The sequence below is a fragment of the Streptococcus mitis genome (assembly GCF_047464035.1).
Classification (GTDB): Bacteria; Bacillota; Bacilli; order Lactobacillales; family Streptococcaceae; genus Streptococcus; species Streptococcus mitis_DX.
This window is the reverse complement of sequence record NZ_JASHCQ010000039.1, coordinates 1-10,372: the sequence shown is the minus strand read 5'-3', so window position 1 is coordinate 10,372 and position 10,372 is coordinate 1. Positions and strand designations below refer to the sequence as shown.

Sequence of the window (10,372 nt, the reverse complement as noted above, 5' to 3'; positions counted from 1 at the left end):
AAGACAAAGTTAAAGCAGTGAATCCAGGTGCGACTGTAGTAGTAGACGATAAAGGAAACGCTACAGTAACAACGCCATCAGGAAACACAGCCGTTATTCCAGCAGCAGACTTAACTAAGACAGCAGAAGATACCTTTAAACAACGTCCATATGTACCATCAAATGGTGGAGGCAATAACAGTGGTAACGGTAACGGAGCTACTAACACTGACGCAAAAGTGGATAAAGCTAAGTTAGAAGGTGCTATTCGTCAACTAGATGAATTGATCATCAAAGAATCAGCTAAGCTTGATGCAGAAACTGCAAAAGAAGCGAATGCATTATCAGCAGATGCTAAGAAAGTATTTGCCAATGCAGACGCAACTCAAGCAGAAGTGGATGCAATGGTTAAACGTATCGAAGACTTCATGGCGAAAGTTGCTTCATCAACTGATCATGCAACTCCAGCTAATGACCAAGCTGCCCAAACACCAGCTGTAGCTCCAGCTACTGCTCAAGCAGCAGCTAATGCTGGTCAAACAGCATCAGCACAAGCAAATGCGCGTAAAGCAGCTAAAGAGTTGCCAAATACTGGTACAGCAGATTCTACTGTAGCTATGGTAGCAGCTGCCGCAAGTGCATTACTTGGTCTTGGTCTTGCAGGTCGACGTCGTAAAGAAGACGAAGAAGCTTAATTGGTAGATTGTTTGATAAATATCAGGTGATAAGTCCGATTTTCAAAGCTTAAACAAGTACCTCTCATAAGAAAATCTCCTAGCAGGAAAGTCTGCTAGGAGATTTTACTAGTGAATCAAATGATAGTTCGTTATTATATTATTTTAAAGCCATCATATTGACATACAATTGAATTTTTGCTAGAATCCTTGAAGGAGGATACGTCTAATGAAAATAATAAAAAAATTGATGCAAATCGCATTAGCAGTCTTTTTCTTTAGCTTACTGGCGACAAGTACAGTATTGGCGGATGATACTGATTCAGAGGGTTGGAAATTTGTCCAAGAAAACGGAAGAATCTACTACAAGAAGGGGGACCTCAAAGAAACCTACTGGCGAGTGATTGATGGTAAGTACTATTATTTTGATTCTTTATCTGGAGAGATGGTTGTCGGCTGGCAATATATACCTGCTCCACACGAAGGGGTTACGATTGGTTCTTCTCTAAGGCAAGATGTTGCTTTTAGACCAGATTGGTTTTACTTTGGTCAAGATGGGGTACTACAAGAATTTGTTGGTAAGCAAGTTTTAGAAGCAAAAACTGCTACAAATACCAACAAACATCATGGGGAACAATATGATAGTCCAGCAGAGAAACGAGTCTATTATTTTGAAGATCAACGTAGTTATCACACCTTAAAAACTGGTTGGGTTTATGATGAGGGGCACTGGTATTATTTACTGAAGGATGGTGGATTTGATTCTCGCATCAACAGATTGACTGTTGGGGAACTAGCACGTGGTTGGGTTAAGGATTTTCCTCTTACATATGATGAAGATAAGCTAAAAGCTGCTCCATGGTATTATCTAGATCCAACAACTGGCATCATGCAAACAGGTTGGCAATATCTTGGTAACAAGTGGTACTACCTCCGTTCATCAGGAGCAATGGCAACTGGCTGGTATCAAGACGGCTCAACTTGGTATTATCTAGATGCTGAAAATGGTGATATGAAAACGGGCTGGCAAAACCTTGGGAACAAATGGTACTATCTCCGTTCATCAGGAGCAATGGCAACAGGTTGGTTCCAGATTAATGGCAAATGGTACTATGCTTATAGCTCAGGTGCTTTAGCAGTGAATACGACCGTAGATGGCTATTCTGTCAACTATAATGGCGAATGGATTCAATAATGAAAGAAGCGATTGTGAAGGAAACAATCGCTTTTTTTGTGAAAATATAATAAAATAGATAGGAGAGAATAAATACTTGTATGAAAAAATAAGACGGCTTTTTCGTCTAGTAAAAGGAAAAAATGACAAAAAAAGTTGGTGTCGGTCAGGCACATAGTAAGATTATTTTAATAGGAGAGCATGCGGTCGTTTACGGCTATCCTGCCATTTCCCTGCCTCTTTTGGAGGTGGAAGTGACTTGTAAGGTAGTTCCTGCAGCGAGTCCATGGCGTCTCTATGAGGAAGATACCTTGTCCATGGCAGTTTATGCTTCGCTGGAGTATTTGGATATCAAAGAAGCCTGTATTCGCTGTGAGATTGACTCGGCTATCCCTGAAAAACGGGGAATGGGTTCGTCAGCCGCTATCAGCATAGCAGCCATTCGTGCAGTATTTGACTACTATGAGGCTGATGTGCCTCATGATGTACTAGAAATCTTGGTCAATCGGGCTGAGATGATTGCCCATATGAATCCAAGTGGTTTGGATGCTAAAACCTGTCTCAGTGACCAACCTATTCGCTTTATTAAGAATGTAGGATTTACAGAGCTTGAGATGGATCTATCAGCCTATTTGGTGATTGCCGACACGGGCGTTTATGGTCATACACGTGAAGCCATCCAAGTGGTTCAGAGCAAGGGGAAGGATGCCCTACCGTTTTTACATGCCTTGGGAGAATTGACCCAGCAGGCAGAGGATGCGATTTCACGAAAAGATGCTGAAGGGCTGGGGAAAATCCTCAGTCAAGCACATTTACATTTAAAAGAAATTGGTGTCAGTAGCCCTGAGGCAGACTCTTTGGTTGAAACGGCTCTTAGTCATGGTGCTCTGGGTGCCAAGATGAGCGGTGGTGGCCTTGGAGGCTGTATTATCGCCTTGGTAGCCAATCTGGACCAAGCACAAGAACTAGCAGAAAGATTAGAAGAGAAAGGAGCTATTCAGACATGGATAGAGAGCCTGTAACAGTACGTTCCTACGCAAATATTGCTATTATCAAATATTGGGGAAAGAAACAAGAAAAAGAGATGGTTCCTGCTACTAGCAGTATTTCTCTGACTTTGGAAAATATGTACACAGAGACGACTTTATCGCCTTTACCAGCCAATGCGTCAGCTGATGCCTTTTATATAAATGGTCAGCTGCAAAATGAGGCGGAGCATGCCAAGATGAGTAAGATTATTGACCGTTACCGTCCAGATGGTGAAGGCTTTGTCCGCATCGATACTCAAAACAATATGCCGACAGCAGCGGGCCTGTCCTCAAGTTCTAGTGGTTTGTCTGCCTTGGTCAAGGCTTGCAATGCTTATTTTCAGCTTGGATTGGATAGAAGTCAGTTGGCGCAGGAGGCGAAGTTTGCCTCAGGCTCTTCTTCTCGGAGTTTTTATGGACCACTAGGTGCCTGGGATAAGGATAGCGGAGAAATTTACCCTGTAGAGACAGACTTGAAACTAGCTATGATTATGTTGGTGCTAGAGGATAAGAAAAAACCAATCTCTAGCCGTGACGGGATGAAACTCTGTGTGGAAACTTCGACGACTTTTGATGACTGGGTTCGTCAGTCTGAGAAAGACTATCAAGATATGCTGGTTTATCTCAAGGAAAATGACTTTGCCAAGGTTGGGGAATTGACTGAGAAAAATGCCCTGGCTATGCACGCTACGACCAAAACAGCATCACCAGCCTTTTCTTATCTGACCGATGCGACTTATGAAGCCATGGACTTTGTTCGCCAGCTTCGTGAACAAGGGGAAGCCTGCTACTTTACCATGGATGCTGGTCCCAATGTCAAGGTCCTCTGTCAGGAGAAAGACTTGGAGCATTTATCAGTAATCTTCGGTCAACGTTATCGCTTGATTGTGTCAAAAACAAAGGATTTGAGCCAAGATGATTGCTGTTAAAACTTGCGGAAAACTCTATTGGGCAGGCGAATATGCTATTTTAGAGCCTGGGCAGTTAGCCTTGATAAAGGCTATTCCCATCTATATGAAGGGCGAGATTGCTTTTTCTGATAGTTACCGTATTTATTCGGATATGTTTGATTTCGCAGTGGACTTGACACCAAATCCTGCTTACAGTTTGATTCAAGAAACGATTGCTTTAGTGGAAGATTTCCTTGTTTATCGTGGGCAAACCTTGCGGCCTTTTTCTCTAGAAATTCGTGGGAAAATGGAACGAGAAGGGAAAAAGTTTGGTTTAGGTTCTAGCGGTAGCGTCGTTGTCTTGGTTGTCAAGGCTTTACTGGCTCTGTATGATGTTTCTGTTGATCAGGAGCTCTTGTTCAAGCTGGCTAGTGCTGTCTTGCTCAAGCGAGGAGACAATGGTTCCATGGGAGACCTTGCCTGTATTGTGGCAGAGGATTTGGTTGTCTACCAGTCTTTTGATCGCCAGAAGGTAGCTGCTTGGTTGGAAGAAGAAAACTTGGCGACAGTTTTAGAGCGTGAGTGGGGCTTTTCAATTTTACAAGTGAAACCAACTTTAGAATGCGATTTCCTAGTGGGATGGACCAAGGAAGTGGCTGTATCAAGTCACATGGTCCAGCAAATTAAGCAAAATATAGATCAGAACTTTTTAACTTCCTCAAAAGAAACGGTAGCTGCTTTGGTAGAAGCCTTGGAGCAGGGGAAAGTAGAAAAAAGCATCGAGCAAGTGGGAAGAGCGAGCCAGCTCTTAGAAGGCTTGAGCGCAGATATTTACACACCTTCGCTTAGACAGCTGAAAGAAGCTAGTCAAGATTTGCAGGCTGTTGCCAAGAGTAGCGGCGCTGGTGGTGGTGACTGTGGCATTGCCTTGAGTTTTGATGCGCACTCAACTGAAACCCTAAAAAATCGTTGGGCCAATCTGGGGATTGAGCTCTTATACCAAGAAAGGATAGGACATGACGACAAATCGCAAGGATGAGCATATCCGCTATGCCCTTGAACAGAAAAGTTTCTATAATAGCTTTGATGAGGTGGAGCTGATTCATTCTTCCTTGCCTCTTTACGACCTGGAAGAAATCGATCTGTCGACAGAGTTTGCTGGTCGAAAGTGGGACTTTCCTTTTTATATCAATGCTATGACGGGTGGAAGCGATAAGGGAAGAGAAATCAATCAAAAACTGGCTCAAGTGGCGGAAGCCTGTGGTATTTTATTTGTAACGGGTTCTTATAGCGCAGCCCTCAAAGATCCAACAGATGACTCTTTTTTTGTCAAATCTAGTCATCCCAATCTCCTCCTTGGAACCAATATTGGATTGGACAAGCCTGTCGAGTTAGGACTTCAGACTGTAGAAGAGATGCATCCTCTTCTCCTGCAAGTGCATGTCAATGTCATGCAGGAATTACTCATGCCTGAAGGAGAAAGAAAGTTCAGAAGCTGGCAATCGCATCTAGCAGACTATAGCAAGCAAATCCCTGTCCCTATTGTTCTCAAGGAAGTTGGCTTTGGGATGGATGTGAAGACCATTGAAAGAGCCTATGAACTGGGTGTTCGAGCCTTTGATATATCGGGTCGTGGCGGTACCAGTTTTGCCTATATTGAAAACCGCCGTAGTGGCCAACGTGATTACCTCAATCAATGGGGCCAGTCCACCATGCAAGCCCTTCTCAATGCCCAAGACTGGAAAGACAAGGTCGAACTCTTGGTTAGTGGAGGGGTTCGAAATCCTCTGGATATGATTAAGTGCCTAGTCTTTGGTGCCAAAGCCGTGGGACTGTCTCGAACAGTTCTGGGATTGGTTGAAAACTACACGGTTGAAGAAGTAGTTGCCGTTGTTCAAGGCTGGAAAGCAGATCTACGCTTGATCATGTGTGCTCTTAATTGTGCCACCATAGCAGATCTACAAAAAGTAGACTATCTTCTCTACGGAAAATTAAAAGAAGCAAATGATCAGATGAAAAAGGCGTAACCACCGCCTTTTTTCCATCTGCAGACCGAGGTGACTTTTTTGAATTGTGATAAAATAGAAAGGAGAGGATGAACCTATGAGAAAATTTAAAATCTTTTTATTTATCGAAGCCTGTCTTTTGACAGGAGCTCTGATTTTAATGGTATCAGAGCATTTTTCGCGTTTTCTGCTGATTCTATTCCTCTTTTTGCTTTTGATTCGCTATTACACTGGTAAAGAGGGGAATAACCTCCTTTTAGTAGTGGCAACCATTCTCTTCTTTTTCATCGTCATGCTCAATCCTTTTGTGATTCTAGCTATTTTTGTTGCGGTCATCTATAGCCTTTTTCTTCTTTATCCGATGATGAACCAGGAAAAAGAGCAGACAAATTTAGTTTTTGAAGAGGTGGTGACGGTTAAGAAGGAGAAAAATCGTTGGTTTGGAAATCTTCATCATTTTTCAAGCTACCAGACTTGCCAGTTTGATGATATCAATCTTTTTCGTCTCATGGGCAAGGATACCATTCATCTGGAGAGGGTCATCCTAACCAATCATGACAATGTCATTATTCTCAGAAAGATGGTAGGAACGACCAAAATCATTGTACCTGTAGATGTGGAAGTCAGTCTTAGCGTTAACTGTCTCTATGGTGATTTGACTTTTTTCAACCAGCCCAAGCGAGCCCTCCGCAATGAACACTATCATCAGGAAACAAGAGACTATCTCAAGAGTAACAAGAGTGTCAAGATTTTCTTGACCACTATGATTGGCGATGTGGGGGTGGTCAGAGGATGAAAAAACAAGCCTATGTAATCATTGCTCTCACCTCCTTATTATTTGTCTTGTTTTTCTCCCACAGCTTGCTGGAAATCCTTGACTTTGACTGGACTATTTTCTTACATGATGTCGAAAAAACAGAAAAATTTGTCTTTTTGTTGTTAGTATTCAGCATGTCCATGACCTGTCTCTTAGTCCTGTTTTGGCGAGGTGTTGAAGAGCTTTCTCTAAGAAAAATGCAGACTAATCTCAAGCGTTTATTAGCAGGGAAAGAAGTGGTTCAGGTTTCCGATTCAGATTTGGATGCCAGTTTCAAGTCCTTGTCAGGGAAACTTAACCTCTTGACGGAAGCACTTCAAAAGGCTGAAAATCACAGTCTTGCTCGGGAAGAGGAAATCATTGAGCAGGAAAGAAAGCGGATTGCTCGGGATTTGCACGATACAGTCAGTCAGGAGTTGTTTGCGGCCCACATGATTTTGTCAGGCGTCAGTCAGCAGGCTTTGAAATTGGATAGAGAAAAGATGCAGATCCAGTTGCAGAGTGTTACAGCCATCCTTGAAACAGCCCAGAAGGATTTGCGGGTCTTGCTCTTGCATTTGCGACCAGTTGAATTGGAACAGAAGAGCTTGATTGAAGGGATTCAAATTCTCCTAAAAGAGCTTGAGGACAAGAGCGATCTCAAGGTTAGTTTCAAGCAAAATGTGACGAAATTGCCCAAGAAAATCGAGGAGCATATCTTCCGCATCTTGCAGGAGTTGATCAGCAATACCCTCCGCCATGCCCAGGCCTCTTGTTTGGATGTCTATCTCTATCAGACGGATGTTGAATTGCAGCTGAAGGTGGTGGATAATGGGATTGGTTTCCAGTTGGGGAGCTTAGACGACTTGAGTTATGGACTTCGTAATATCAAGGAGCGGGTCGAAGATATGGCAGGGACGGTTCAGTTATTAACAGCTCCCAAGCAAGGACTGGCAGTTGATATCCGTATTCCCTTGTTAGGTAAGGAATCATAAAGGAGTAGAGATGAAAATTTTACTAGTAGATGACCATGAAATGGTCCGATTGGGCTTGAAAAGTTACTTTGACCTCCAAGACGATGTAGAAGTTGTGGGCGAGGCGGCAAACGGGTCTCAAGGTATTGACTTGGCCTTGAAACTGCGTCCAGATGTCATTGTCATGGATATCGTTATGCCTGAGATAAATGGAATTGATGCGACCTTGGCTATCCTCAAAGAATGGCCTGAAGCCAAGATTTTGATTGTGAGCTCTTATTTGGACAATGAAAAAATCATGCCCGTCTTAGATGCAGGTGCTCGTGGCTATATGCTCAAAACTTCTAGTGCAGACGAACTACTCCATGCCGTCCGTAAGGTGGCTGCTGGCGAGTTGGCCATTGAGCAAGAGGTCAGCAAGAAGGTAGAATACCACCGCAATCACATAGAACTACATGAGGACTTGACTGCGCGTGAGCGAGATGTTCTCCAACTCATCGCCAAGGGCTACGAAAATCAGCGTATCGCAGATGAACTTTTTATCTCTCTCAAGACGGTCAAGACCCATGTGTCCAATATCCTAGCCAAACTTGAGGTCAGTGATCGTACCCAGGCTGCAGTCTATGCCTTTCAGCACCACTTGGTGGGGCGTGAGGATTTTTAGATGAGTCTAACAGATTTACTTGAGGAGCTAGAAGCAGCAAAAAATCCTAAAAAAGCAGGGCCTATGGAGGCCTATATGCGTCATCAATTTTCCTTTCTAGGCGTTGCGGCGCCAGAAAGAAATAAACTCTATAAAAAATACTTTCCAGAAGCGAAAAAAACAAAGATTATCGATTGGGATTTTGTAGATACTTGCTGGGAAAAAGAGTCTAGAGAATACCAGTATGTGGCTGCCAATTATTTGAAAGCCATGCAGTCTTATCTGAAGGACAGCGATTTGCCTAAGCTAGAGCAGTTGGTTGTTACCAAGTCTTGGTGGGATACGGTGGATATCCTAGATCGAGTAGTAGGGAGTTTGGTGTATGAGAAGCAGGAACTGGAAAAAATAATCCTCCAATGGAGCCTGTCAGACAATATCTGGTTGAGACGCGTCGCTATTGACCACCAGTTGTTAAGAAAAGAGAAGACCAATGTTCAATTAATGGAAAAGATTCTGCTTCATAATTTGAACCAAACAGAATTCTTTATCAATAAAGCCATTGGCTGGGCTCTAAGAGACTACTCCAAAACCAATCCAACTTGGGTAGCAGGCTTCATTGAGAAAAACAAGGAAAGAATGGCTGACCTTAGTATCAAAGAAGCAAGCAAGTACCTCTAGCGTGATTGAAAAGAGCATTCGTTACTTGAAAAAAGTCGCCCATTTATGTTATAATAGACTGTATTTAAAAAATTTTAAGGAGAAATGACAGAATGTCTGTATCATTTGAAAACAAAGAAACAAACCGTGGTGTCTTGACTTTCACTATCTCTCAAGACCAAATCAAACCAGAATTGGACCGTGTCTTCAACTCAGTGAAGAAATCTCTTAATGTTCCAGGTTTCCGTAAAGGTCACCTTCCACGCCCTATCTTCGACAAAAAATTTGGTGAAGAGTCACTTTACCAAGACGTTATGAACGCTCTTTTGCCAAATGCTTATGAAGCAGCTGTAAAAGAAGCTGGTCTTGAAGTCGTTGCTCAACCAAAAATTGACGTAACTTCAATGGAAAAAGGTCAAGACTGGGTTATCACTGCTGAAGTTGTGACAAAACCTGAAGTAAAATTGGGTGACTACAAAAACCTTGAAGTATCAGTTGATCTAGAAAAAGAAGTAACTGACGCTGACGTTGAAGAGCGTATCGAACGCGAACGCAACAACTTGGCTGAATTGGTTATCAAAGAAGCTGCTGCTGAAAACGGCGACACTGTTGTCATCGACTTCGTTGGTTCTATCGACGGTGTTGAATTTGATGGTGGAAAAGGTGAAAACTTCTCACTTGGACTTGGTTCAGGTCAATTCATTCCTGGTTTCGAAGACCAATTGGTAGGTCACTCAGCTGGTGAAACTGTTGATGTTATCGTAACATTCCCAGAAGACTACCAAGCAGAAGACCTTGCAGGTAAAGAAGCTAAATTCGTAACAACTATCCACGAAGTAAAAGCTAAAGAAGTTCCAGCTCTTGACGATGAACTTGCAAAAGACATCGACGAAGAAGTTGAAACACTTGCTGAATTGAAAGAAAAATACCGCAAAGAGTTAGCTGAAGCTAAAGAAGAAGCATACAAAGATGCAGTAGAAGGTGCAGCAATTGATAAAGCTGTAGAAAATGCTGAAATCGTAGAACTTCCAGAAGAAATGATCCACGAAGAAGTTCACCGTTCAGTTAATGAATTCCTTGGAAACTTGCAACGTCAAGGTATCAACCCTGACATGTACTTCCAAATCACTGGAACTACTCAAGAAGACCTTCACAAACAATACGAGGGAGAAGCTGAGTCACGTACGAAGACTAACCTTGTTATCGAAGCAGTTGCGAAAGCTGAAGGATTTGACGCTTCAGAAGAAGAAATCCAAAAAGAAGTTGAGCAATTGGCAACAGACTACAACATGGAAGTGGCTCAAGTACAAAGCTTGCTTTCAGCTGATATGTTGAAACACGATATCACAATCAAAAAAGCTGTTGAATTGATTACAAGCACAGCAACAGTTAAATAATCATAATAAACAAAAAGCCCACCTGAATTGTACTGACCCCAAAAAGTTAGACAATTAATTTATGCGAAGGATTTAGTTCTGTATTGCACAGGACTGAGTCCTTTTAGTTTTACCTTAATTCGTTTATTGTTGTAGTAATCAATATAGTCTACAA

General features: G+C 42.5%; 12 protein-coding genes. 11 read left to right on the top strand and 1 reads right to left on the bottom strand.

Annotation, left to right across the window (positions count from 1 at the left end):
• The 11 genes from QM818_RS08775 to tig form a co-directional block, all read left to right on the top strand.
• The coding region (locus tag QM818_RS08775) for an LPXTG cell wall anchor domain-containing protein (protein ID WP_414300174.1) at nucleotides 1-674 on the top strand (674 nt) is incomplete at its 5' end.
• 208 nt (nucleotides 675-882) lie between these two features.
• Nucleotides 883-1,848 (top strand): choline-binding protein CbpF, encoded by a 966-nt coding sequence (cbpF, locus tag QM818_RS08770; RefSeq protein ID WP_000691499.1) that lies wholly within the window; start codon nucleotides 883-885, stop codon nucleotides 1,846-1,848.
• Nucleotides 1,849-1,970: 122 nt separating this feature from the next.
• Nucleotides 1,971-2,849, top strand: a complete 879-nt coding sequence (gene mvk / locus QM818_RS08765; RefSeq protein ID WP_000163297.1) for a mevalonate kinase — start codon at nucleotides 1,971-1,973, stop codon at nucleotides 2,847-2,849.
• Nucleotides 2,831-3,784, top strand: a complete 954-nt coding sequence (gene mvaD / locus QM818_RS08760) for a diphosphomevalonate decarboxylase (RefSeq protein WP_000373476.1) — start codon at nucleotides 2,831-2,833, stop codon at nucleotides 3,782-3,784. The genes mvk and mvaD overlap by 19 nt, the downstream gene beginning before the upstream one ends.
• The gene (locus QM818_RS08755) at nucleotides 3,771-4,784 is read left to right on the top strand and encodes a phosphomevalonate kinase (RefSeq protein WP_000562401.1); all 1,014 of its coding nucleotides are present in this window, start codon (nucleotides 3,771-3,773) and stop codon (nucleotides 4,782-4,784) included. Before mvaD ends, QM818_RS08755 begins: the two co-directional genes overlap by 14 nt.
• Nucleotides 4,762-5,772 carry a type 2 isopentenyl-diphosphate Delta-isomerase gene (gene fni / locus QM818_RS08750; protein ID WP_000210633.1) on the top strand — a complete coding sequence of 337 codons (1,011 nt, stop codon included), beginning with the start codon at nucleotides 4,762-4,764 and terminating at the stop codon, nucleotides 5,770-5,772. Before QM818_RS08755 ends, fni begins: the two co-directional genes overlap by 23 nt.
• Before the next feature lie 76 nt (nucleotides 5,773-5,848).
• Nucleotides 5,849-6,547, top strand: a complete 699-nt coding sequence (gene liaF / locus QM818_RS08745; protein WP_070528777.1) for a cell wall-active antibiotics response protein LiaF — start codon at nucleotides 5,849-5,851, stop codon at nucleotides 6,545-6,547.
• Entirely contained in the window at nucleotides 6,544-7,542 is a 999-nt protein-coding gene (locus QM818_RS08740; protein WP_201058418.1) for an envelope stress sensor histidine kinase LiaS, read from the top strand. The genes liaF and QM818_RS08740 overlap by 4 nt, the downstream gene beginning before the upstream one ends.
• A 10-nt stretch (nucleotides 7,543-7,552) precedes the next feature.
• A complete protein-coding gene (locus tag QM818_RS08735) occupies nucleotides 7,553-8,185 on the top strand; it encodes a response regulator transcription factor (RefSeq protein WP_414300173.1) in 633 nt (210 codons plus the stop codon).
• Nucleotides 8,186-8,842: a DNA alkylation repair protein gene (locus tag QM818_RS08730; protein ID WP_414300172.1), complete on the top strand. Its 657-nt coding sequence runs from the start codon at nucleotides 8,186-8,188 to the stop codon at nucleotides 8,840-8,842.
• Between the two features lie 92 nt (nucleotides 8,843-8,934).
• A complete protein-coding gene (gene tig, locus QM818_RS08725) occupies nucleotides 8,935-10,218 on the top strand; it encodes a trigger factor (protein ID WP_078237894.1) in 1,284 nt (427 codons plus the stop codon).
• Nucleotides 10,219-10,277: 59 nt separating this feature from the next.
• Here tig and QM818_RS08720 read toward each other — a convergent pair.
• A partial coding sequence (locus QM818_RS08720; RefSeq protein ID WP_414261305.1) for an IS3 family transposase occupies nucleotides 10,278-10,372 on the bottom strand: 95 nt, incomplete at its 5' end.

Bases quoted from the DNA above. Each gene is read 5' to 3' on its own strand.
- tig (WP_078237894.1), top strand. From the start codon at position 8,935: ATGTCTGTATCATTTGAAAACAAAGAAACAAACCGTGGTGTCTTGACT.
- fni (WP_000210633.1), top strand. From the start codon at position 4,762: ATGACGACAAATCGCAAGGATGAGCATATCCGCTATGCCCTTGAACAG.
- mvaD (WP_000373476.1), top strand. From the start codon at position 2,831: ATGGATAGAGAGCCTGTAACAGTACGTTCCTACGCAAATATTGCTATT.
- liaF (WP_070528777.1), top strand. From the start codon at position 5,849: ATGAGAAAATTTAAAATCTTTTTATTTATCGAAGCCTGTCTTTTGACA.
- cbpF (WP_000691499.1), top strand. From the start codon at position 883: ATGAAAATAATAAAAAAATTGATGCAAATCGCATTAGCAGTCTTTTTC.
- QM818_RS08740 (WP_201058418.1), top strand. From the start codon at position 6,544: ATGAAAAAACAAGCCTATGTAATCATTGCTCTCACCTCCTTATTATTT.
- QM818_RS08755 (WP_000562401.1), top strand. From the start codon at position 3,771: ATGATTGCTGTTAAAACTTGCGGAAAACTCTATTGGGCAGGCGAATAT.
- mvk (WP_000163297.1), top strand. From the start codon at position 1,971: ATGACAAAAAAAGTTGGTGTCGGTCAGGCACATAGTAAGATTATTTTA.
- QM818_RS08735 (WP_414300173.1), top strand. From the start codon at position 7,553: ATGAAAATTTTACTAGTAGATGACCATGAAATGGTCCGATTGGGCTTG.
- QM818_RS08730 (WP_414300172.1), top strand. From the start codon at position 8,186: ATGAGTCTAACAGATTTACTTGAGGAGCTAGAAGCAGCAAAAAATCCT.